The sequence below is a fragment of the Stanieria cyanosphaera PCC 7437 genome (assembly GCF_000317575.1).
GTDB lineage: Bacteria > Cyanobacteriota > Cyanobacteriia > Cyanobacteriales > Xenococcaceae > Stanieria > Stanieria cyanosphaera.
On sequence record NC_019748.1, the window covers coordinates 1,505,246 to 1,528,029 of the forward strand.

Consider the following 22,784-nt stretch of genomic DNA (forward strand, 5'->3'; position numbering starts at 1 on the left):
GATCTTTGGTGTGAGAGATAACAATGGCAATTCAACTACAACAAGCTTTAGCTGTCGGAACTTATTTAGTTACTCAACGTTTACGAGGCAGAAAAAAATTTCCTTTAGTTTTAATGCTAGAACCTTTATTTCGTTGTAATTTGGCTTGTTCTGGTTGTGGTAAAATTCAACATCCTCCAGAAATTCTCAAACAACACCTTTCCCCTGAAGAATGTTTTGCTGCTGTAGAAGAATGTGGTGCGCCAGTAGTTTCTATTCCAGGAGGAGAACCTTTATTACATCCTCAAATTGATGAAATTGTTCGAGGATTGGTAGCAAGGAAAAAGTTTGTTTATCTTTGCACTAATGGTTTGTTGTTAGAAAAAAGCTTAGAGAAATTTGAACCTTCCCCTTATCTTACTTTTAGTGTACATTTAGATGGTTTACAAGCACAACACGATCGCTGCGTAGATCGTTCTGGAGTTTTTGAGAAAGCCGTAACTGCTATTGTTGCTGCCAAGAATCAAGGATTCCGCGTTACTACTAATACTACTGTTTTTGAAGGAACTGACCCTGCTCAAATGCAGGAATTTTTTGATTTTCTCGCTAGTCTGGAAATTGATGGGATGATGATTTCTCCTGGTTATAGTTACGAATTAGCACCAGACCAAGATAGTTTTTTAAAAACAGAACAAACTAAAGCTTTATTCAAACAAATCCTAACTCCTTGGAAATTAGGTCAAAAAAACTGGAATTTTAACCATAATCCTCTCTTTTTAGAATTTTTAATGGGAGAACACAACTTTGAATGTACTCCTTGGGGAAGTCCTAGTTATAGTGTATTGGGTTGGCAAAAACCCTGTTATTTACTCAACGAAGGTCATTATTCTTCGTATCAAGAATTACTCAATCAAACTGATTGGAATAATTATGGCAAAGCTAGCGGTAATCCTCAATGTGCTGATTGTATGGTGCATTGTGGTTATGAACCAACAGCAGCGATCGCAGCTATGCAACCAGAAAATATGGGTAAAGCTTTGAGTAGTTTATTTGGTAGTTAAGAGTACAGACGTGTCGGCGACACGTCTGTACAAAAGTAAAAAGCGCGAAGCGTCGAAGGATCAAAGTATAGCAGTACAAAGAAAGATTAGGACATTATTGTAAATCGTAGGGGCGATTGGCCAATCGCCCTGACAAGATTTGCGTGTCCTAACCTAAATACGTAGTGTTATAGCAATTAACAATCAACTATCAACCATAAACAAAAACCCGTATCGAACGGGTGTACTCGCAGAGCGTGAGAACTGCTATAAGATTAAGCTTCAAAAACAACCCTGAGATTGCCTCGCTTTTTAGCAACGCGACAAGCAGTAGTACCTCCAGAACGATCAAATTCTAGATCGAGTATGGTTGAACCTACTTTAAGATTATGCAAAGAAAGGGAATTAAGAAATTCTGGTAAAACAGGCTCGATTACACGCAGACAGTTATTGGCAGCATCTGGGATCAGGTTAATTGATACTTGTAACAATTGAAACAACGCCCCTGTTGCCCAAGCTTGGGGAGAACAAGCGACAGGATAGCGTACAGGATTATTTTCTTCTGTGCGCTCGTAACCACAAAATAGTTCTGGCGGTCGTAAATAAGGTTGCTGAAGAGTCATATCGACTATACCTTGAGCAACTTCAAGAGCTTGATCGATGATTCCAAGCGATCGCAAACCTACGGCGATGATACTGTTATCATGAGGCCAAACTGAACCGACATGGTAGCCCATTGGATTGTAGGCAGGGGAGGCACTACTAAGAGTCCGAATCCCCCAACCGCTAAATAAATCTGGCGCACGCAGTCTTTCAGCTACGTTCATCGCTTTTTCTGATTGTAAAATACCCATAGCCAAACAATGACCAGGGTTAGAAGTTATACCATCTACAGGTTTTCCTTCTCCATCCAAAGCCAAAGCACAGTAATCGAGTTCAGGAAGCCAAAAGTCCCGATTGAATCGACTTTTAAGTTCTTGCGCCTCTCGATACCACCTCTCGGCTAGATCGATCCTCTTCATCAGTTTGGCAATTTCTCCCATACGGGTTTTTGCTCCGTAGACGTAACCTTGAACTTCACATAACGTAATTGAACCAGTTGCTAATTTTCCTTGACGATTAACAATGCAATCTCCAGAATCTTTCCAACCTTGATTAACTAAACCACCAGAAGAACGACGATGATAACTTAAATAACCTGTTTTTTTACAGTTGCGGTCAATCCAAGCCATAGCTGCCAAAGCAGATTCCCAGAGCTTTTCGAGAGTTTCGCGATCGCCTGTCCAAGCATAATATTCAGCGTAGAGAATTAGCCATAAAGGAGTGGCATCTACTGTTCCATAATAGGGTGTATGAGGAATTTCGCCACAGCGAGCCATTTCCCCTAAGCGGAGTTCGTGAAGAATCTTACCTGGTTCTTCTTCTCTCCATTCATCATCCGCTTTACCTTGATATTGCGCCAAAATAGTTAAGGTGTCTTTAGCTATTTGGGGGTCAAGGACTAAAGTTTGCCAAGCAGCAATGAGCGAATCACGTCCAAATAAAGTAGAAAACCAAGGAATTCCAGCCGATAAAGCTTTTTTATCCTCAAAAGTCTGACGTAGCAAATAGATATCTTGTTCTGCTCGTTCAATGAGACGATTGAAAGTATTGCTATCAGAACGGATCGTAGTAACTTGCTGTTGCCATTCCTGTAACTCCATCGATTCGGCAGCTTTGGCTTGCATCAAAGTCATTGGAGTTCCTACTATGGAGATAGAACGACTATTGGTAAACAGTTGAACGCGATAACTCAAAAGTATGGTTTGATGAGGATCGAGAGTTAGTTGCCAGACTGCCGTATGACCTTTGAAATAGTCAGGTTGACGGGAAGAAAATTGAATGCGTGTTTCCATTACCGCACCATCTAAACCTTGATATGCCAGCGTCAACTCTTCTGAATGATTGGATTTGAGCGAATCAGAAAGATTTCGCCCAAAAAAATCAGGATGGGATTCATAAATAGAAGGATTACGTGCCTGTCCTAATTCGGAGGTAGATGCAGCATCTTCTGCTGATAAAGAAGTATTGTCTTCATCACTAGCTAAATCCATCAAGCGCAGCAATTTACCGCGTTCTTGACGTTCCCAACCACGAACTTCAAACAAGTCAACAAAATCAGCATCAAAACTCAGACTTAATTCAAAGCTAACAGGGGTAGTCCGATAATTAGTTATGGCTAGTTCTTCAAATAATCCTCCATTAATGACAATTTCTCTTTGAATACCAATTGTTTCTGCGCCAATTTGCTGGTCTTCTAAGTAAGGATTAGCACAGAGAGCAGAAAGAGTAAAACCGCGACGAGCATTACTACTAAGCAGAATAGGTAATTTACCTTCTATTTGTAATTCCAGGCGACTTAAAAAACGAGTATCTCGACAAAATAACCCTAAACTGGTCGTTTTAGTTTCACCAGCTAAACAACCAGGAATATTGCCCAACGTATCTGTAACTAAAAAAATATCTTCATCTTTAAGAGTTAGAGTGGGGATTGTCGGTTCGTTTTTGACGCAAGGCCATTGAGGAATCGGTGCGGTTTCTGCATGAACAAATGTTTTGCCATCAAATTGGAGAGACTCTGTCATAGTACGTTAACAACTTATAACGAATTAAAACAAACAGATTTATTTAGTTTTGCTTAGGGGCTGTGTTGCCGAAGTCGAAGCAGGCTCCGTCTTTTTAAGGCAGAGTACCTTCAACTCTACAACAATCAGCCCTGTGATCTATTGGTTGAGTTAGCTTATGCACTCAAACGATTTAGATCTGCAACTAATTTAGGAACTTTATTATTATCAACCACTTGCTTACTAATTAGTTGTTGATATACAGCTTCGTAACCATCAACCATACACTCAACGCTAAAGTTTTTCACAACGCGATCGCGACAAGCACGACGAGATATTTCCCCAATACGCTCCACAGCAGCAACACATTCTGCTACGTTATGACACAAAAACCCTGTTTTACCATGCTCAATTACTTCTGGAGTCGAACCCATTGCGATCGCTATTAAGGGCGTTCCAACTGCCATTGACTCTGCCATTACTAAACCAAAAGGTTCTTTCCAAGTAATAGGAAACAAGGTTGCTACTGCTCCACCCATTAGTTCGCATTTTTGGGCATGATTAGCTTCGCCGAGATATTCAATTTGTTTATTATCAATCAAGGGTTTAATTTGTTGTTCAAAAAATTCTCGGTCAACCGGGTCTATTTTACCCGCCATTTTTAAATGCCAACCAGTTTTTTTAGCGATTTCAATGGCTAAATGGGGTCCTTTTTCTGGAGAAATACGCCCTAAAAAAGCCAAATAAGGAGGATTACTTGGCTCAGGGTAGAAGGGATAAATTTTAGTGTTAATACCGTTATAAACTGTAGCTACATAGTTCAATTCCAAATCTGTGCGTCTTTGTGAATTGGAAATACTGACAAAATTTTGATGTCTAGCCTTACGCCATCTTGGTTCTGTATCAGGGGTGATAATGCCATGAACTGTGTATAAAGTCGGTGTCTTGACTAAATCAGCGTAGGGAAACGTTTCTAAATCTACATGAGAGTGAATCAGATCAAATTCGTTAGCTCTCTCGTAGATCCGATTATGTTGTAGTATCTGATAGGCAGTATTTTCTTCATGACTTACTTCCATCAAACGAAGAGCTTGGGGACAAACTGATTCTAGTTTAGCTAAAGTTTGAGAATCTCCTGTGGCAAACAGCGTAACATCATGACCACGACGAACTAGCTCATCAGTGAGTAAACTAACTACTAATTCTGTACCGCCGTAAGCTGGTGGTGGAACTTTTTCCCACAAAGGTGCAATCTGAGCAATTCGCATTTTCAAACCTCCTGAAAGTTTTGTCAATGTTAGATAGAAGTGCTTACCAAAGTATTTACAGACTGCTAGAAAAAAAATTTCTGTTAGCTTAATATTAAGTAAATATTATCTTTAGTAAAACATTTTTAATTTATTTTGCAAATATTTGACAAAGCTCGATGTATATCTAGCGGAATATATTTTCTTGCAGAGATTAAATATTGGTCAAATCGCATTAGCTTTAGCTGTAGTGTTTGCTTGAGTTAGTTACGGATATTTTTGAATTGCCTAAAAAAATGCTAATCTAAATTTTTACTTGAAGATATTTATCTAATCAACTTGAAAAGTCATTCTAGTTATTGGCAACTTCTAAGCTATATTAAGGCTCAAAGCACTACTATTATTTATGCCTTAATTTGTACTTTAATTTTTACAATTTTTTGGCCTCTACTGGCTTGGTTAGCAGGAAGAATGGCTAATTATATTGGACAAGGAGATGTAATTAGTATTGCTCAACTAGCAGGAGTAGCAGCCGTTATTTTTTTGTTAAGAGGAATAGCTCAATATCAACAAGATACTTTGATGGCTCAATCTGCTTTAGCAATAACTTTAAAATTACGAATAATTATTTATGCTCATTTACAAAAACTGAGTTTGAATTATTTTGAAGTAGCTAAAACAGGAGATTTATCTTATCGTTTAACAGAAGATATTGATCGCATTGGCGAAGTAGTTAATAAATTTTTTCATCAGTTTATCCCCTGTATTTTACAGTTAATTGTAGTTTTGGGATATATGTTTTATCTTAATTGGCAATTAACTTTGGCTAGTTTATTAATTGCTCCGTTAATGGCAGTTTTAATTGGAGGCTTTGGTGAACAATTACTCAAGTTTTCTCGTCGTAGTCAAACTCGTATTTCTAATTTATCTTCTTTATTAACTGAAGTATTTAGTGGTATTCGTTTAGTCCAAGCGTTTGCTGCGGAAGAATATATTATTCAAAAATTTACCGAAGAAGCCGAACAAAATAAACAAGCTAGATATTTAGCGGAAAGAATTAAGGCAATTCAATTTGTGGTGGTCGGTTTTTTGGAGGCGATGAGTGTAGTATTTCTCTTTTTCTTAGGTGGTTGGCAAATCTCTCAAGGCAATTTAACGGGTAGCGAATTTGTTAGTTATGTTGCTGCAGTTGCTTTATTAATCGATCCCATTTCTATTACTACTAGTAATTATAATGAATTCAAACAAGGAGAAGCTTCGGTAGATAGAGTATTTGAATTATTAAAAATCAAACCCGATGTATTAGAAAAAGAGGGAGCAATATCATTATCATCTGTCAATGGAAAAGTAGAATATCGTCAAGTTAGTTTTAGTTACTCTTCAAATAAAACTGTACTGAAAAACATTGATTTAATTGTTAATCCAGGAGAAACAATTGCTTTAGTTGGTGCTTCTGGCGCAGGTAAATCCACCTTAGTTAATTTATTACCTCGCTTTTATAATACCGATGCAGGAAAAATCTTAATTGATGGTATTGATACTAAAGAGCTTAAGCTCAAAAGTTTACGACAACAAATCGGAATTGTACCTCAAGAAACTATATTATTCTCAGGAACAATTGCCGAAAATATTGCCTTTGGACAAACCTTTTTCGATCTTAAAGAAGTAAAAGCAGCAGCTAAGATTGCCAATGCCGATCGCTTTATTGAAGAATTATCTCAAGGTTACTATACTTATGTTGGTGAAAGAGGTGTAAATTTATCAGGAGGACAAAGACAAAGAATCGCGATCGCAAGAGCAATTTTTCTTAATCCTAGTATTCTAATTCTTGATGAAGCAACCTCAGCTTTAGATTCAGAATCGGAAACTTTAGTTCAAGAAGCGATGATGCGAATTATGCAAAATCGTACCGTCTTTGTGATTGCTCATCGACTAGGAACTGTTCGACGTGCTAATCGTATTTTAGTTTTAGAACAAGGTCAAATTATTGAATCGGGAACTCATGAAGAATTATTAGAGAAAAAAGGTCGCTACGCCAGATTTCATGCTCAACAATTTTATAATTAATTAAACTAAATGCCAATAAATTGCCAGTGGTAAAACTATAAAACCAATCACTATCAAAACAGCAATTACTAATGCCAAACTATAAAAAAATGCACTAAAACGACTATGCATTAAGCCAAGAGATTGTAAAGCACTCCAAATTCCGTGGCGCAGATGCAAACCTAACAAAATCATTACCCCAGTATAACCAAATGTATAAGTTGGCTGCTCAAATTTTTCCCTAACTAAACGAGATAAATCTCTCATTGGTACACCATTAATAACAGTAGGATAATAAGTACCAAATTTAAAGTTTAATAAATGAAAAATCAAAAATCCTCCTAACACTAATCCCGTCAGAATCATTGTACGAGAACTAAGAGATTGCTTGCTTGGTTGACCAATACTTTGATATTGATTATATCCTATTGGTCTAGCTTGATATTTATTAATTTGAATAGCAATTCCTAAAACTGTATGAACCACAAAAAATCCCAACAAAATCAACTCAATTATATTAAGTGAAATATTATACCTATTAATAAAATATGCTAGTTGATTGTAAACATCGGGACTGATAAAAAAGCTTAAATTACCGCTTAAATGAATTGCTACAAACAAAATTAAACCGATGCCTGTAACACTGGTAATAATTTTTTTACCAATAGGAGATTGATAAAAATTGAAAATTTGTAGTTTATTGCTATTACTAATCATCTCTTAAATAACGATTACACAACAATCTATATTTATATATAGCGTTTCTAAAATTAGTTAGGTAATTTTGATAATTATTATCAAAAATCAATCATAAGGTATGAACAATCAACCGCATCGAAGGTGCGCGTAGTGACCAGCCATCAACAAAGAACTAGTAATTTAGACTCTATTTTATTAAAATAAGAACCGCTATACAAGTTTACTTTCGCTCAGTATACCTCATGAAAAATTTATGCAAAACTTTTTTTTCTTTAAAGCAGTCATGGTACTGTCATAAATAATAAAATTGCATTCATAGTCTATACTTATCTAATGATTAAAGTTCTGATTGTCGACGATCAAAAAACAGTACAAGAAATTTTAAGAAGTTATATAGAAAAAGTCTCAGATTTGGAGATAGTTGGTTTTGCTGAAGACGGTCAAATGGCTCTCGAAAAGGTAGAATTGTTAAGACCTGATGTAGTATTAATGGATATAGATTTGCCTTCTATAGATGGATTAACAGTTACAAAAATTATTTGTGAGCGATTTGTTGATACAAAAGTGATCATTTTCAGCGTTCATGATGAAGACACTTATCTTAATACTGCTCTTCATGTAGGAGCAAAAGGTTATCTTTTAAAAAGTACTCCACCGCGAGAATTAGTTAATGCAATTTATTCTGCGTATAAAGGTTATTTTCAATTAGGACCAGGCTTACTGGAAAGATATCTTTATAAAGTCGACCAAGCTCAATCTAACACTACAGAAATTGAACAACTTAGACGCACAATTGAGCAACAATCGATGTTATTAGAAAGAATACATACAAGTAATGCTCAACAAGATCGTTATCAAAGTTCTGCTGGTAATTATAACGAACTTAATCAAAACTATCGCAAACTAGAAAAACAGTTTAATATGGTTCAATATCAGTTTCAAAAAATGCATAAACAGTTTGAGACACTGCAAAATTTTATTTTCATTTTCTCCGTTGCGATGGTGATAGCAATATTTATTGTGATTTTGGTTGTTATTTAATTATGTGAACTACACAAGTATTTTTCACTGCAAGGGAAGTAAATCATGATTAAAATTGTTCATTAAAAATAACAAATAAATTCTATAAGTGAAATTTTTTGATTCGAGAGAATTTAGAGAGAACATAGATAGTAAGATCTTTCAGTAATGTTTCTTATTGAAAGAGTGTTTAACCCAATGACAGCAAAGACGCCTGCATCAATTTATGATTTTTCCGCAATAGGCATTGATGGAAAACCAGTGTCATTAAATACCTATAAGGATAAAGTTTTACTGATTGTAAATACTGCCAGCCAGTGTGGCTTTACGCCTCAATATAAAGGACTACAGGAATTATATGATCGATATGCTAATCAAGGATTCGTGGTTTTAGGATTTCCCTGTAACCAATTTGGACAGCAAGAGTCAGGAAACTCAGACCAAATTAAGTCCTTTTGTGAAACTAACTTTGGGGTTTCTTTTCCACTTTTTCAGAAAATCGAGGTAAATGGTAGCAACGCCCATCCGCTTTATGAGTATTTAACTAAAGCCGTACCTGGTATTTTTGGTACTAAGGGGATTAAGTGGAACTTCACCAAATTTCTGGTTGATCGCAGTGGCAAAGTTGTTAAACGCTATCCTCCAACTGCAAAGCCGGAAGATTTGGCGAAAGATATTCAGACATTACTGTGATCGCTAAAAGATTTTAGGTTCAACTATCTTACCAAGGTATTAATCACTTGAATTGACTTTTCTAATTTTCAGGTGTGCTGCAATTTATGTACAAAAAAAACCCCTACCTATGGAAGGGGCAATTGCAAATCTTAGCTTAGAAGCCTTTTAAATTAGCTCCTTAAGAATTACTTAGAGAGCGTTACCACGTGGTAGAACCTCCTCTGGGAATTCAAAGTTTTCGTGGGGTTGGTCTTGAGTTGCCATCCAGGCTCTGAGACCTTCGTTGAGCAGAATATTCTTGGTGTAGAATGTCTCAAACTCTGGGTCTTCTGCTGCTCTCAATTCTTGAGAAACAAAGTCATATGCCCTTAAGTTGAGCGCAATGCCAATAATCCCAATGCTTGCCATCCATAATCCTGTTACGGGTACAAACAGCATGAAGAAGTGTAACCAACGTTTGTTGGAGAAGGCAATCCCAAAGATTTGTGACCAGAAACGATTGGCAGTTACCATACTGTAGGTTTCTTCTGCTTGGGTTGGTTCAAACGCTTTGAAGGTGTTTGCTCCATCTCCGTCTTCAAACAGGGTGTTTTCTACTGTTGCTCCGTGAATGGCGCACAATAATGCTCCTCCTAGTACTCCTGCTACTCCCATCATGTGGAACGGGTTGAGGGTAAAGTTGTGGAATCCTTGGACAAACAGAATGAATCTAAAGATTCCTGCTACTCCAAAACTGGGTGCAAAGAACCACGACGATTGTCCCAAGGGATACATTAAGAATACGCTGACAAATACTGCGATTGGTGCCGAAAACGCGATCGCGTTGTAAGGTCTAATTCCTACTAAGCGAGCGATTTCAAACTGACGCAGCATGAAGCCGATCAAACCAAATGCTCCGTGCAGAGCTACAAATGGCCACAAGCCTCCGATTTGACACCAACGAGTGAAGTCCCAGTTTGCTTCTGGTCCCCACAGGAACAGTAACGAGTGTCCCATGCTGTCTGCTGGGGTTGATACTGCTACGGTGAGGAAGTTACATCCTTCTAAATATGAGCTTGCTAAACCGTGGGTGTACCAAGATGTCACGAAGGTTGTTCCTGTTAACCAGCCTCCTAGGGCTAGGTATGCGCAGGGGAATAGTAATATTCCTGACCAACCTACGAAGACAAAGCGATCGCGCTTGAGCCAGTCATCGAGGACATCAAACCATCCTCTACTTGCTGGAGCGCGTCCTACTGCTATAGTCATGCAATAAATCTCCGAATAATTATGAGTACATTAATTTAATTGGACTCAGACTGTTTACTTGCTTCTACTTAATTTTGAGAAGGTTAAACTAAATCTGAGAAAAATTTACTTTTCTTTACTTAAAATATATTAAAAGAAATTTGTTGAATTTGCCAGGTTAATCTGTGACAAAAGTTAAAATTATATTTTTACTTAAGAATTAAGCTGTGTTGATCATGGGGAACGGCAAACTTGATTTACCCTGCCATCAGCCAACTCTCAGGTTGACAAAATTCAGCAAAAACTAAACACTAAACTATTGGGCTGTTTCAAAGATTGCATCATGTACACAATTGACTTGACTTTAAAAACAACACCTTTACCTCTTTCGATTCAACGTAAAGAAGCCGAAGACGCAGAAGCAGTATATCAAAAACTTTTAACCGCAATGCGTTCTACTACTGGGGAAATTATTGAACTTACTTGTGAAAAAGAAGAAGGTAAAAAACTAGCGGTCTTAAGCGATCAGATTAGTGCTGTCATCATCTCGCAAAGATCTGGTGCAGCAGCAGCAGGAAGAGTGCCTGGGTTTTTTGCTGCTACTTAATCACAATGACATCATCGAGTAACAATACTTTCAGTCACATACCAGCTATAGAAGTGGAAAACTTAAACTTTAGCTGGTCACCTACTGCTCCTGTGATCCAATCTTGTTCCTTACAAGTTCCTCAAAAAGAGTTTTGGATGTTATTGGGTACTAATGGCAGTGGTAAATCAACTCTGCTCCGTTTATTAGTAGGATTGCTCAATCCTGATTCAGGAACGATCAAAGTACGTCAACCTGTAGGTTTTGTGTTTCAAAATCCAGATCATCAGCTAGTCATGCCTACAGTAGCAGCAGATATAGCTTTTGGTTTAGTGGCAGAAAAACTTTCTACAGTACAAGTTCGGGAAAGAGTTAGAGAAGCTTTGGCAGCAGTCAATTTGCTTGAGCTAGAAAGAAGACCAATTTATGCTCTTAGTGGTGGACAAAAACAACGGATTGCGATCGCGGGAGCGATCGCTCGTCATTGTGAGGTCTTACTATTTGATGAACCAACTGCACTTTTAGACCCAGATACCCAATTAGAATTAGTTGTACAAGTACAGCGTTTAGTCAAAAGTCGTGGTTTAACTGCTTTGTGGGTAACTCATCGTTTGGATGAATTAGATTATTGTGATGGAGCATTCTTATTAGAAAATGGTCAAGTAGTTGATCAAGGAAATCCTCAAATCCTCAAACAAAAAATTATGCAGAGTGAAACCAATTGTTAAATTTAAGTAAAATTTTGCTTAGAATAGTAAATTAAAGTAATGAGCTATAACTTAATTAATTAATATGTCCCCCCCTTCCTACCAGGCAAAATTACTGGTTGATGGCTACAATATCATCGGTGCGTGGTCTCAATTAAAAGAAAGTCGCGATCTTTATGGGTTAGAAGCAGCCCGTAGAGAACTAATTGAAGCTTTAATTAATTATGCTGCGCTTCGGACATATCAAACTCAAATCGTGTTTGATGCTCATTATCAAAAAACACCAAGTTATAGCGAAGAATATACTTCTTTTTTATCTGTGTATTACACTGCCTTTGCAGAAACAGCAGATACATACATAGAAAGACTTTGTGCTGCGTTTCGCAGTAATAAATATCAAGATAAATATGCTCGAATTATTGTAGCAACAAGCGATCGCGCTCAACAACTAACAGTCACAGGATACGGTGCCGAATGGCTTTCTGCTCAAAAATTAGCAGGAGAAGTAGAAATAGCTACTACAAAAATGAGGCGAAAAAAAAGGTCTAATAAAAAATCATCAGGAAGACTGTTGTTTAATTCCCTAGATCCAGTTTCTCAACAGATTTTGCAACAATGGCGCCAGGGAAACTAAAATAAGTCAAACTTTTTCATTAAATTGGTAATTGCATAACAAACTTTTTTGAGTTTAACAGTATGATCAACTACAAAAATTGCCAGAAATGAGTTAATTTTTTCTGTTATGACTTTTTAAATTCGATTGAGTTGATTTACTCCCACTTTTAGGTTTAAAATTAATCCTTTCTATACCAGCCTAAAGATGGAACAATTACAAGGAAGAGATTTATTAGGAATAGCAGACTTAAGTTCAGAAGAAATTAAAAATTTATTAGAACTAGCCCAGCAATTAAAAAGTGGTAAGCTTGCACCAAAATGTCAGAAAATCCTAGGATTGTTATTTTACAAAGCTTCAACACGAACACGAGTTTCTTTTACCGTGGCGATGTATCAATTAGGCGGTCAAGTTATAGACCTTAATCCTAGTGTAACTCAGGTAGGAAGAGGAGAACCGATTGAAGATACAGCTAGAGTTTTAGACCGTTATTTAGATATTTTAGCAATTAGAACTTTTGCTCAAAAAGATTTAGAAATTTTTGCTCAATACGCACAAATACCAATTATTAATGCCCTAAGCGATTTAGAACATCCTTGTCAAATTTTGGCAGATTTATTAACAATTAAAGAGTGTTTTGGTTCTGTAGAAGGGATTACTCTTAGTTATGTTGGTGATGGTAATAATGTAGCCCATTCTCTTCTGATTGGAGGAGCTTTGATGGGAATGAATGTACATATTGCAACTCCAGCTAATCATCAACCAGATTCACAAATTTTGCAACAAGCTCAAGAATTAGCGCAGAATAGCTCAAAAATTGTCGTCACGCAAGACCCCATAGCAGCCGTAACAGAAGCACAAGTCATTTATACTGATGTCTGGGCAAGTATGGGACAAGAAAATTTAGCAGATCAAAGAATTCCTTTATTTCAACCCTATCAAGTCAATCAAGAGCTTTTGAGTCATGCTGATTCGGAAGCAATCGTTTTACATTGTTTACCTGCCCATCGAGGAGAAGAAATTACTGAAGAAGTGATTGAAGGCAAACAATCAAAAGTTTGGGATCAAGCGGAAAATAGAATGCACGCTCAAAAGGCTCTATTAGTCAGTTTGCTTGGTTTGAGTTAAATTTTATCTTTGAGTTAAAAAATAATTTAATATACAATTAAGCTGCCATCTATCTAGATATTGCGCAAGAATTGGTGTAAAAAAGTAATTCTACAAATAGTTGCTTTTAATGAAGTAATAATTTTATTTTGTGATTGTTCTTGAATAAATTAATTGGCGTTCTTAATTAAGATTTTCTGCTAATCTTTTTTCCCAAGCTAAAGCTGTACTAACAATTGTATCTAAAGAATTATATTTGGGTTGCCAACCTAAAAGATCGCGAATTTTATCAGCAGCAGCAACGACACAAGCAGGATCTCCAGGTCTTCTTGCTGTTTCAATTACGGTAAAATCTACACCAGAAATATTTTTAATGTTAGTTAAAACTTCTCGAACACTATATCCTTGACCATAACCACAATTAAGAATTTGACTTTCATTATTAGTTGCTAAATAAACTAAAGCATTGACATGAGCCATTGCTAAATCTTCCACATGAATATAATCGCGAATTCCAGTTCCATCAGGAGTAGAATAATCAGTACCAAAAATACTTACTGAATCACGACGACCTAAAGCTGCATCGCAACCAACTTTAATTAAATGAGCAGCTTTTTTGCCTGATTGACCAATCTTACCAGAATGATCTGCTCCTGCTACGTTGAAATAACGCAAAATTACATATTTAAAATTTGAAGCTCTACTATAATCTTGAATAATTCTTTCACTCATTAATTTGGAACATCCATAAGGATTTACAGGCATAGTCGGAGATGTTTCTTTGACCAAATATTCTTTAGTATCACCGTAGACAGCAGCAGTACTAGAAAATACAAATTTATTTACATCAAACTCTTGACAGCACTGTAATAAATTTAGAGTATTACGAGTATTATTAGCATAATAATCAAGCGGATTTACAATTGATTCAGGAACGGAAATACTAGCTGCAAAATGCAAAACTGCATCAAAATTATTGGTCTTAAATACTTGAGATAAACTTTGTGTATCGTTGAGATCTCCGACAACTAATTCTCCATAAAGTATGGCAGACGGTGAACCAGTAGATAAATTATCATAAACAACAAGATCATAACCAGATTCACCCAATTGTTTAACTGTATGAGAACCAATATATCCTGCACCACCAGTCACTAAAATTTTTTTATTCATTATTTGTAATTTGCTCAAATATAGGTAAATTAATCATATTTCTGTTTAAATATGCCTTACCAGCAAGATTGGCAGATTGAACAGTTAATCAATTTTAGCATGATTAAAAAGCGCGATCGCTTTTATTGATCACAAAAAGTCAAAAGATTAGAAATGAAATAATTCAATTGAAATAAATAGTGACTAAGACAAGTTACTACAGTTAAACTGAAGCAGATAACTTTCTCCCGATTGGAGCAACCAATATGCAATGGCTGGGTAGAAATCATTTAAGTTTTAAAATACAGTCGTTAATTACTGTAACTGCTATTTTATTAAGTTTAAGCAACTTTTTAGTACAAGCTAGAGAAGTTCCTTCTATTGAAGAAAAAATACCCGAAAATAAAGTAGAAACTATTCCTGATTCTAATATAATAACTAGTTCTCAATCTTGGCGCGAGGTTAAATTACTACATACTTTACCAGAGCATCAAACCTCAGTTGATTCTTTACTTTTTACTCCTGATAATCAAACACTAATTAGTGGTGGAGGAACAAACGATCCAGAAATGAGATTTTGGTCGGTTGCTACAGGAGAACAACTAACTCAAGTCCGCGCTCAACGTACCGCTATACTTGCAATGGCAATGAGTAGAGATGGTAAAATTTTGATTAGCGGTGGAGAAGATGCGGGAATCAATTTTTGGGATTGGGAAACAGGCAAATATCAAACAACTTTGCTATCTCATCAAAATAGTGTCACTTCTCTAGCGATCGCACCTGATAATCAAGTTTTAGTTAGTGGTGGCTTAGATGGGATTAAAGTTTGGAATTTAGCTTATTCTCCTCAACGTCCCATTTATACTTTAGCTGAGATTGGTAATCCTACTAATGTCCTCTCTATTAGTCCCAATGGTTATCTTTTGGCTAGTGGTAATGGAGATGGCATAGTTAAATTTTGGAATTTACGAACAGGAACTTTAGTCTCTGAATTTACTGCTCATCAACAAACTATTACTGGATTAGTTTTTAGTGAGGATGGTAACAGTTTAATTACCGCTAGTCACGACCGTACCATTAAAATTTGGGATTTGGCTTCAGGACAACTGTTAAAAACATTACAAGGACATACAGGCATGATTAGAGCGATCGCACTTCATCCTGATGAACAAATCTTAGCTAGTGGTGGCAACGATGGTATTTTTCTATGGAATTTGCAAAATGGAGAAGTAATTACTCAGCTTCAAGAGCATCACAATTGGATTCAGTCTCTAGCTTTTAGTCCCAATGGCAAATATCTAGCTAGTGGCGGTTTTGATGCGACGGTCAAAATCTGGACTGGAGTGGCAGGTATTAATGATCAGTAATTTGGTGCTAAAAACTATTTGCGGTCAATAATTATTGTAGAGGCGAACAACGGTTCGCCTTTTAAATTTAAATATATAGCAGTACCAAGAAAGATTAGGACATGATTGTAAATCGTAGGGACGATTGGCGCTCTTGCCCTGACAAGATTTGCGTGTCCTAACCTAAATACGTAGTGCCATAGTTATTTGAAAAATCTTATTTACATAAGTAAGTAATCACTAGTTAAATAGTTTGGATCGATTTGATGTTCACGTGGAAGATAAATAGCAACTGGTATTTCTATTCCATGTAAATAACGACACATTATTCTTCCTACATCAGCCCAATTTAAATTTCCTAAACCACAACCCAAAGCAGGCATTGCTAGTGATTGAATTCCAACCTCCCTATAATTATTTCTCACCCAATTCAAACCTGCTTCAATATCCTCTAGACGAGAATTATCTTGCCATTTTCGTTTAGTTGAAAACAACAAAAACCATTTGATTGCATTAGGAGTAGCAAGTGGAAAACTTAGATCTGCTAATTCTTGATCCAAAGAAGCTTCACGTTTATATAAATAAGGTTTTGTAGCAGTAAGCTGTTTATTTCTACACGCATCTTGATATACAACATATACGTCAGGAAATTGATATTTTGCCCTTGAAGCTAATCCCTTACCCATTATGCCTTGAATATTGACGCTAATTGTCAAAGTCTGCATATGGGAAAAGAACATATCTCCATCGATTAAAGAAAGATTACTTGAAATACGAGTTAGAGATCTAGGTAAGAAGAATATATGAGATTCAGGAACAACAGAAATTTTAGCTGAACCTATAATTTGTTCAACTCGCTCTTTAGCTTTATGATCGGCTACAAAAATTGAATGAATTAAGCTAGGACTAATTTGTTCAGGAATCAAACATTCAGCCATTATTTTTCTTTTTGAACCATCATCCTCTTTCCACCAATCACTTTGAATAATTTTCCATTGTTGATTAAGTATCTTTAATCCTTCTTTGAGAGAGAAAAAATTAGTAGGATCGTTAGCAGCATTACCGTCTGAAATCATACATCCTGAAATGTTTAATACCTCTGGTTTAACTCCAACAACGGCAATATCCCTTTTATCTTTTTCATTAACTACCCGATACATCATCGGATTACGTGGCTGGAAATATAAATTGGCGTATTCCCATAAACTATTTCTTTCAGGAGTAGATTTATCTTTACGTTTACTGACAATCGTGCTGTCATAAATTGGCGTATATGAAACTCCTAGTTCATCAACTTTTTTATGAGATAAAATTCCTTTTTGAAGTATTGATGGTAAATTCTCAATATGTGTAATGTAATAAAGACTTTTAAGTTCGGGTTTATTCATAAATAAATAATATTTATTTTAATTTCTATAATTAAGATAATCTTAAATTAGTATTTTTATACTAAGAATCACTTCTTCAAAATTCTAAGACAAACTTTGTTTCGATATCAATTCTCTTGAGCGAATTTTCCGATTTGCCAAATGACTGGTAGTTGTTGTATTTTTATTCGTCCTGATTCAATTGACTATTAATATGAGTAATCAAGACCAAATTCATCCTAGGGAAAAAAGCGATCGCGTTGTGATCGATAATTTATTAAATGCACAACCCAATGATTATCATTTAGTAGAATTAGCACGTTTAAGAATTCGCTATCATAACTTTCCTGGTGCGCGTGAGATACAGAAAGATTTAGATCGAGTTTTACAGCAATGGCAGTTAACTGAAGCCCAATTATATGCCAAAACTCGCGAAATCCATGAGAATGGTCAAGTCTATCGCCGTAAAATTAAAGATCAAGACCAACAAGATTGGACATAAATTCTGAAAATAGTCATGCAGACTAGCACATAAAACAGCATTGATCGATACAATAAGAAATTGCTTCGACTACTTCAAAATTCGTAACTCTTTAAGGGCATTAACTGATCTTAAATGTCCATACTGTTAACCCCAGGCTAGTTTATGACTGCAACTACACCAATTCTATCTGCTCAATACGACCCTACTGATACCGAAGCTAAATGGCAAAAATACTGGGAAGAACAAGAAGTTTTTAAAGCCGATCCCAATCATCCAGGTGAACCCTATTGTATTGTCATTCCGCCACCGAATGTTACAGGTAGTCTTCATATGGGACACGCTTTTGAACATTCTTTAATTGATACGCTGATCCGCTATCACAGAATGATTGGACGCAATACCCTCTGGTTACCTGGTACTGATCACGCCAGTATTGCAGTGAGTGCCATTTTAGATAATCAGCTAAAGGCAGAAGGAACAACTCGCTACGATATTGGCAGAGAAACTTATTTAGCTAAAGCTTGGCAGTGGAAAGAAGAGTCAGGCAGCACTATTCTCAATCAATTAAGAAGAATTGGGGTTTCGGTTGATTGGTCGCGGTCGCGATTTACAATGGATGAGGGTTTATCTCATGCCGTCAAAACTGCTTTTATTCAACTCCACGAAGAAGGATTAATTTATCGAGGTAATTATTTAGTTAATTGGTGTCCTGCTACTCAATCAGCAGTTTCGGATTTAGAAGTAGAGAATCAAGAAGTAGACGGACATCTCTGGCATTTTCGTTATCCTCTTAGTGATGGAAATGGTTATGTTGAAGTAGCGACTACTCGTCCTGAAACGATGTTGGGTGATACGGGGGTAGCAGTTAATCCTAACGATGAGCGCTATAAAAATTTAATCGGTAACACTTTAACTCTACCAATTATAGGAAGAGAGATTCCGATTTTTGCCGATGAGTTGGTCGATCCTGAGTTTGGTACTGGTTGTGTTAAAGTTACTCCTGCCCACGATCCGAACGATTTTGAAATGGGACAACGGCATAACTTGCCCTTCATCAACATCATGAATAAGGACGGTACTCTCAATGAAAATGCAGGAGAGTTTGAAGGACAGGATCGTTTTGTTGCCCGTAAAAATGTAGTTAAAAAGTTAGAAGAATTAGGAGTATTAGTTAAGGTAGAAGATTATAAACATAGTGTTCCTTATAGCGATCGCGGTAAAGTTCCAGTTGAACCACTTCTTTCTACCCAATGGTTTGTTAAAATTGAACCTCTAGCAACTAAAGCTTTAGCATTTTTAGACCAACAGGATTCTCCTCACTATGTACCCGATCGCTGGAAAAAAGTCTATCGTGATTGGTTAGTTAAACTAAAGGATTGGTGTATCTCACGTCAGTTGTGGTGGGGTCATCAAATTCCTGCTTGGTACGTAGTCTCAGAAACAGATGAAGAGATTACCGATACTACTCCCTACATTGTTGCCTATAACGAAGCAGAAGCCCGACAAAAAGCTATTGCCGAATACGGGGAAAATATTCAATTAGAACAAGATCATGATGTCCTCGATACCTGGTTCTCTTCTGGTTTATGGCCCTTTTCAACAATGGGTTGGCCTCAAGAAACTATTGATTTAAAAACCTATTATCCTACTACTACCCTAGTTACTGGTTTTGATATTATCTTCTTCTGGGTAGCTAGAATGACGATGATGGCAGGACATTTCACCAATCAAATGCCCTTTCGAGATGTTTATATCCACGGGTTGGTATTGGATGAAAAAGGACAAAAAATGTCCAAATCCAAAAACAATGGCATCGATCCGTTGTTAATGATTGATAAATATGGTGCGGATGCGCTGCGCTATACCTTAATTAAAAAAGTAGCAGGTGCAGGACAAAATATCAGCTTTGATTATGACCGCCAAACCGATGAATCCTCTTCTGTAGAAGCATCTCGTAACTTCGCTAACAAACTTTGGAATGCTGCTAGATTTGTAATGATGAATCTAGACGGTAAAACACCACAGCAACTAGGCGAACCAGATCTAGAGAATTTGGAATTATGCGATGCCTGGATTTTATCTCGTTATCATCAAGTAGTTAAACAAACCAGAAATTACATCGAAGCTTATGGTTTAGGCGAAGCAGCTAACGGACTATATGATTTTATTTGGGGTGATTTTTGCGATTGGTATATTGAACTGATTAAAACTCGACTTTGGCAAGATAATAGTTCTGAATCTCGTTGCATTGCCCAACAAACCTTAGCTTATATTTTAGAAGGTATTTTAAAACTACTGCATCCTTTTATGCCTCATATTACTGAAGAAATTTGGCAGACTCTCACCCAAGTAGAGGGGAAAGAAGTACTTGCTTTACAAAACTATCCTGAAATTCAAGCAAATCTAATTAATCCCGAACTAGAGCAAGATTTTGATTTAATCTTCGGTGTAATTCGCACTATTCGCAATTTACGAGCAGAAGCGGGTATTAAACCAGGAACTAAAATCACAGTAATCCTACAAACGGAAAATTCTCAAGAAATTCAGACAATTGAATCAGGGAAAACTTACATCCAAGATTTAGCCAAAGTTGAACAACTCAAACTTACTCAAAGCTTAACCGAAGATTACGGACAAGCAATTGCTGGCGTAATTGGCACCATCCAAACCTTAATTCCTTTAACAGGTATTGTTGATATTGCTGCACTTCGTAGTAAATTAGAGAAAAATTTAGCTAAAGTAGAAGCAGAAGTGAAATCTTTATCTGGTCGTTTGAGCAACCCAGGCTTTGTTAACAAAGCACCAGCCGAAGTAGTCCAAGGTGCAAAAGAAGCTCTGGCAGAAGCAGAAAAACAAGCAGAGATTTTACGAGAACGATTAAACCGTCTGAAGTAATTAGGTAGATGGTCATTTTTTTCAATCTGTCAACTTTAATTCTATTATTTCCCCATAACTCTAATGACCAGTGCTTAAAACAGCTATGTTACATTTAGCTCAAATTCAAAAAAATCCCACTTCAGGCGAGATGGAATTACAGTTTCTTGCCCATCAATATTCAGAGAAAATTTGGGAAGTTGATGAGCCTTATGTTGTGCCATTAACAGAGAAGTTATCTTTGGGTGAAGGAGTATTAGTTTTGGTCGAGTATGGGGAAGAAAAACAAATAATTAGCATCTCCACCGCAACAGATTGGGTTTTAAATCTAGTCAAACAATATCTCCATAAAAACTCAATTAATTCTCAATTTTTGGCAGCAGAACAAGAAAAAATCGAGCAGTGGCGACAAGAAATTACGGCTCAAAGTTTAGAGTTAAACCGTCGTTTTTTAGAAATTGAAACTCGTCGCGAACAATTACAAGAATTAGAGCAAACTCTTAAAGAAAATCGAGAAAGCCAATCTAGTAATTCTGGTACTTAATTAAGTTGCGGTCGCCTTCGGCGTAGGCTTCGCCGAGATCGCTTACTTTGACTCTTATAGCCTAACCGAATCTAGACAATTTCTAGGTCAGTTTCAGCAAAGGTTAAAACATTAACGTTAGATAAAGAAAAGTTTATTTTATTTTTAATTAAAATCTTTTTCTTTCTTTGGAAGGATTAATTTATTTGAAGCTTTTTTGACACTGTAAACAGAAGCATTTGAATAAAAATTATGACAGACCAAAATAATCGACCCGTAGACTTTTCTAAAGCTAAAACACCTTCTAGTTATATCGAGAGAGAAGCTCACAAAGAAGGAACAGCAGATGCAGCACAAAAGGAGCAGGAGTTTACCTACGAACAACAATCAGAAAATACAGTGGCTCACAAACAAAATATTACCGCGCATATTCCTGGTGGTAGCACCATTGTAGATGTAGACAAATAAATTGGTGCGAGTGCAATGGAAAGATGGGACGACAGTAATGGCAATCCCCAAACTAATGCTGCTTTAGTTACTCGTAAGCTGGTATCGTCGTAGTGGTAAATCAGAATCGCACCGTTTGACTGAAGAACGGCAGCAAATAGCTGAAGCTTTACTAATTAAGGTTTAATTTTTGCTTATATGGTTCAAAACAGTAATACTTGGGAATTGAATCCAATCTAACGTGAAGCCAGTAAACTCCTAACCCCGATGTACTGACCCAGATCGGCTGCTCGTTAAGTTTTTGTTTTAGCTCGCGTCCGACGGTTTGCCATAATAAATGCTGTTGAGATTCGGGTGCATTTCGGACAAAAGCAGCTATATGAGTACTCTGTGGTATATCAGTAATGGGACAAGGTACGACAAGTAAAGCATCGTTTCCTAGATTGGGAAAGGTTACAACTTCAGAGCTTGCCGATTCAAAATGTTGTCTGAAGTCACTAGGGTCTGGTTCTAGGTCAGCTAATTTGGGACTATCAATCAGGACAAATTCAAATACTTCTCGCTTTACACTAGATTTAGTAACTGGTGGTGTTTCCCAAAAATAAGCTGTCATGGGCGTGTCGGCTAACAGAGAGATGAAAAACTCTCTAAAGTTATTATCCCGTTGCCACAGTTCGATTACTTCAGAATAAGTTAGCTGTTTATCGTTACAAAAGATAGAAATTTTATGGATACGGTCAGAATCAATTAGTTCGCGCTGGGATTTCCACATATCATTATCTAAACTCAAGTTCTTCTTGGGGTAATATTTCCCCGTACTTTTCAATGATAATTCTGGCAGTTTCGGATCATCTTTCTGCTCTGAAGAATAAACCCCATGAAATAGTTTAGCGATATCATTTCCTTCAGCGATCGCTAGCTTTTTTAGAGTGGGATATTGAATTAAGAAAGCTTTAAGGCGGTGTGATTCTGCTACGGGAAAAGCTTTGTAGAGAGAATTGAAAGTCAATTAATTAGTAATTTAAAAATCACTCTTCAAGCA

General features: G+C 36.6%; 20 protein-coding genes. 13 read left to right on the forward strand and 7 right to left on the reverse strand.

Annotation, left to right across the window (positions count from 1 at the left end; all coding sequences use genetic code 11):
* Nucleotides 1-23: 23 nt before the first annotated feature.
* Nucleotides 24-1,040, forward strand: coding sequence for an adenosyl-hopene transferase HpnH (gene hpnH / locus STA7437_RS06575; protein WP_015192595.1), 1,017 nt, complete (start codon nt 24-26; stop codon nt 1,038-1,040).
* A gap of 254 nt (nt 1,041-1,294) precedes the next feature.
* Here the strand turns inward: hpnH and STA7437_RS06580 are convergent, their stop codons facing one another.
* Nucleotides 1,295-3,643 (reverse strand): amylo-alpha-1,6-glucosidase, encoded by a 2,349-nt coding sequence (locus STA7437_RS06580; RefSeq protein ID WP_015192596.1) that lies wholly within the window; start codon nt 3,641-3,643, stop codon nt 1,295-1,297.
* 155 nt (nt 3,644-3,798) lie between these two features.
* Complete coding sequence (locus STA7437_RS06585; protein ID WP_015192597.1) at nt 3,799-4,890, reverse strand: glycosyltransferase family 4 protein; 1,092 nt, start codon at nt 4,888-4,890, stop codon at nt 3,799-3,801.
* A 318-nt stretch (nt 4,891-5,208) separates the two neighbouring features.
* Between STA7437_RS06585 and STA7437_RS06590 the strand changes: the two genes are divergently transcribed.
* Nucleotides 5,209-6,936 (forward strand): ABC transporter ATP-binding protein, encoded by a 1,728-nt coding sequence (locus STA7437_RS06590; protein ID WP_015192598.1) that lies wholly within the window; start codon nt 5,209-5,211, stop codon nt 6,934-6,936.
* Here STA7437_RS06590 and STA7437_RS06595 read toward each other — a convergent pair whose 3' ends face one another.
* Nucleotides 6,937-7,632, reverse strand: coding sequence for a succinate dehydrogenase cytochrome b subunit (locus tag STA7437_RS06595; protein ID WP_015192599.1), 696 nt, complete (start codon nt 7,630-7,632; stop codon nt 6,937-6,939). It abuts the gene before it with no gap.
* 315 nt (nt 7,633-7,947) lie between these two features.
* Here STA7437_RS06595 and STA7437_RS24740 point away from each other — a divergent pair, with 315 nt between their 5' ends.
* Nucleotides 7,948-8,655 carry a response regulator gene (locus STA7437_RS24740; RefSeq protein WP_015192600.1) on the forward strand — a complete coding sequence of 236 codons (708 nt, stop codon included), beginning with the start codon at nt 7,948-7,950 and terminating at the stop codon, nt 8,653-8,655.
* 177 nt (nt 8,656-8,832) lie between these two features.
* On the forward strand, nt 8,833-9,327 hold the full coding sequence (locus tag STA7437_RS06605; RefSeq protein ID WP_041619819.1) for a glutathione peroxidase: 495 nt from the start codon (nt 8,833-8,835) through the stop codon (nt 9,325-9,327).
* Between the two features lie 171 nt (nt 9,328-9,498).
* Here the strand turns inward: STA7437_RS06605 and psbD are convergent, their stop codons facing one another.
* Nucleotides 9,499-10,557, reverse strand: coding sequence for a photosystem II D2 protein (photosystem q(a) protein) (gene psbD, locus STA7437_RS06610; RefSeq protein ID WP_015192422.1), 1,059 nt, complete (start codon nt 10,555-10,557; stop codon nt 9,499-9,501).
* A 322-nt stretch (nt 10,558-10,879) separates the two neighbouring features.
* Between psbD and STA7437_RS06615 the strand changes: the two genes are divergently transcribed.
* The 4 genes from STA7437_RS06615 to argF all read left to right on the forward strand — a co-directional run bounded on the left by STA7437_RS06615 (nt 10,880) and on the right by argF (nt 13,570).
* Entirely contained in the window at nt 10,880-11,143 is a 264-nt protein-coding gene (locus tag STA7437_RS06615; RefSeq protein WP_015192602.1) for a hypothetical protein, read from the forward strand.
* A 5-nt stretch (nt 11,144-11,148) separates the two neighbouring features.
* Nucleotides 11,149-11,850 (forward strand): energy-coupling factor ABC transporter ATP-binding protein, encoded by a 702-nt coding sequence (locus STA7437_RS06620; protein ID WP_015192603.1) that lies wholly within the window; start codon nt 11,149-11,151, stop codon nt 11,848-11,850.
* A gap of 64 nt (nt 11,851-11,914) precedes the next feature.
* Complete coding sequence (locus tag STA7437_RS06625) at nt 11,915-12,463, forward strand: NYN domain-containing protein (RefSeq protein ID WP_015192604.1); 549 nt, start codon at nt 11,915-11,917, stop codon at nt 12,461-12,463.
* A gap of 186 nt (nt 12,464-12,649) precedes the next feature.
* Entirely contained in the window at nt 12,650-13,570 is a 921-nt protein-coding gene (gene argF / locus STA7437_RS06630; protein ID WP_015192605.1) for an ornithine carbamoyltransferase, read from the forward strand.
* A 162-nt stretch (nt 13,571-13,732) separates the two neighbouring features.
* On the opposite strand, the gene galE is transcribed toward argF, so the two are convergent.
* Entirely contained in the window at nt 13,733-14,722 is a 990-nt protein-coding gene (galE, locus tag STA7437_RS06635) for a UDP-glucose 4-epimerase GalE (protein WP_015192606.1), read from the reverse strand.
* 245 nt (nt 14,723-14,967) lie between these two features.
* Here galE and STA7437_RS06640 point away from each other — a divergent pair, with 245 nt between their 5' ends.
* Entirely contained in the window at nt 14,968-16,068 is a 1,101-nt protein-coding gene (locus STA7437_RS06640; protein WP_015192607.1) for a WD40 repeat domain-containing protein, read from the forward strand.
* Nucleotides 16,069-16,268: 200 nt separating this feature from the next.
* Here STA7437_RS06640 and STA7437_RS06645 read toward each other — a convergent pair whose 3' ends face one another.
* Nucleotides 16,269-17,435 carry a DarT ssDNA thymidine ADP-ribosyltransferase family protein gene (locus tag STA7437_RS06645; protein WP_015192608.1) on the reverse strand — a complete coding sequence of 389 codons (1,167 nt, stop codon included), beginning with the start codon at nt 17,433-17,435 and terminating at the stop codon, nt 16,269-16,271.
* Between the two features lie 193 nt (nt 17,436-17,628).
* On the opposite strand from STA7437_RS06645, the gene STA7437_RS06650 reads away from it, so the two are divergent.
* The 4 genes from STA7437_RS06650 to STA7437_RS06665 all read left to right on the forward strand — a co-directional run bounded on the left by STA7437_RS06650 (nt 17,629) and on the right by STA7437_RS06665 (nt 21,763).
* Nucleotides 17,629-17,916: a DUF3288 family protein gene (locus STA7437_RS06650; RefSeq protein WP_015192609.1), complete on the forward strand. Its 288-nt coding sequence runs from the start codon at nt 17,629-17,631 to the stop codon at nt 17,914-17,916.
* Between the two features lie 144 nt (nt 17,917-18,060).
* Nucleotides 18,061-20,793 (forward strand): valine--tRNA ligase, encoded by a 2,733-nt coding sequence (locus STA7437_RS06655; protein WP_015192610.1) that lies wholly within the window; start codon nt 18,061-18,063, stop codon nt 20,791-20,793.
* A gap of 70 nt (nt 20,794-20,863) precedes the next feature.
* Nucleotides 20,864-21,316, forward strand: coding sequence for a hypothetical protein (locus STA7437_RS06660; protein ID WP_245562080.1), 453 nt, complete (start codon nt 20,864-20,866; stop codon nt 21,314-21,316).
* Between the two features lie 231 nt (nt 21,317-21,547).
* Nucleotides 21,548-21,763, forward strand: coding sequence for a hypothetical protein (locus STA7437_RS06665; protein ID WP_015192612.1), 216 nt, complete (start codon nt 21,548-21,550; stop codon nt 21,761-21,763).
* Between the two features lie 151 nt (nt 21,764-21,914).
* Here the strand turns inward: STA7437_RS06665 and STA7437_RS06670 are convergent, their stop codons facing one another.
* Nucleotides 21,915-22,751 carry a DUF6940 family protein gene (locus STA7437_RS06670; RefSeq protein WP_015192613.1) on the reverse strand — a complete coding sequence of 279 codons (837 nt, stop codon included), beginning with the start codon at nt 22,749-22,751 and terminating at the stop codon, nt 21,915-21,917.
* Nucleotides 22,752-22,784 lie beyond the last annotated feature (33 nt).

What these genes read in the sequence shown, in the direction of transcription:
- hpnH (WP_015192595.1), top strand. Translation starts at nt 24, where the DNA reads ATGGCAATTCAACTACAACAAGCTTTAGCTGTCGGAACTTATTTAGTT.
- STA7437_RS06580 (WP_015192596.1), bottom strand. Translation starts at nt 3,643, where the DNA reads ATGACAGAGTCTCTCCAATTTGATGGCAAAACATTTGTTCATGCAGAA.
- STA7437_RS06585 (WP_015192597.1), bottom strand. Translation starts at nt 4,890, where the DNA reads ATGCGAATTGCTCAGATTGCACCTTTGTGGGAAAAAGTTCCACCACCA.
- STA7437_RS06595 (WP_015192599.1), bottom strand. Translation starts at nt 7,632, where the DNA reads ATGATTAGTAATAGCAATAAACTACAAATTTTCAATTTTTATCAATCT.
- STA7437_RS24740 (WP_015192600.1), top strand. Translation starts at nt 7,948, where the DNA reads ATGATTAAAGTTCTGATTGTCGACGATCAAAAAACAGTACAAGAAATT.
- STA7437_RS06605 (WP_041619819.1), top strand. Translation starts at nt 8,833, where the DNA reads ATGACAGCAAAGACGCCTGCATCAATTTATGATTTTTCCGCAATAGGC.
- psbD (WP_015192422.1), bottom strand. Translation starts at nt 10,557, where the DNA reads ATGACTATAGCAGTAGGACGCGCTCCAGCAAGTAGAGGATGGTTTGAT.
- STA7437_RS06615 (WP_015192602.1), top strand. Translation starts at nt 10,880, where the DNA reads ATGTACACAATTGACTTGACTTTAAAAACAACACCTTTACCTCTTTCG.
- STA7437_RS06620 (WP_015192603.1), top strand. Translation starts at nt 11,149, where the DNA reads ATGACATCATCGAGTAACAATACTTTCAGTCACATACCAGCTATAGAA.
- STA7437_RS06625 (WP_015192604.1), top strand. Translation starts at nt 11,915, where the DNA reads ATGTCCCCCCCTTCCTACCAGGCAAAATTACTGGTTGATGGCTACAAT.
- argF (WP_015192605.1), top strand. Translation starts at nt 12,650, where the DNA reads ATGGAACAATTACAAGGAAGAGATTTATTAGGAATAGCAGACTTAAGT.
- galE (WP_015192606.1), bottom strand. Translation starts at nt 14,722, where the DNA reads ATGAATAAAAAAATTTTAGTGACTGGTGGTGCAGGATATATTGGTTCT.
- STA7437_RS06640 (WP_015192607.1), top strand. Translation starts at nt 14,968, where the DNA reads ATGCAATGGCTGGGTAGAAATCATTTAAGTTTTAAAATACAGTCGTTA.
- STA7437_RS06645 (WP_015192608.1), bottom strand. Translation starts at nt 17,435, where the DNA reads ATGAATAAACCCGAACTTAAAAGTCTTTATTACATTACACATATTGAG.
- STA7437_RS06650 (WP_015192609.1), top strand. Translation starts at nt 17,629, where the DNA reads ATGAGTAATCAAGACCAAATTCATCCTAGGGAAAAAAGCGATCGCGTT.
- STA7437_RS06655 (WP_015192610.1), top strand. Translation starts at nt 18,061, where the DNA reads ATGACTGCAACTACACCAATTCTATCTGCTCAATACGACCCTACTGAT.
- STA7437_RS06665 (WP_015192612.1), top strand. Translation starts at nt 21,548, where the DNA reads ATGACAGACCAAAATAATCGACCCGTAGACTTTTCTAAAGCTAAAACA.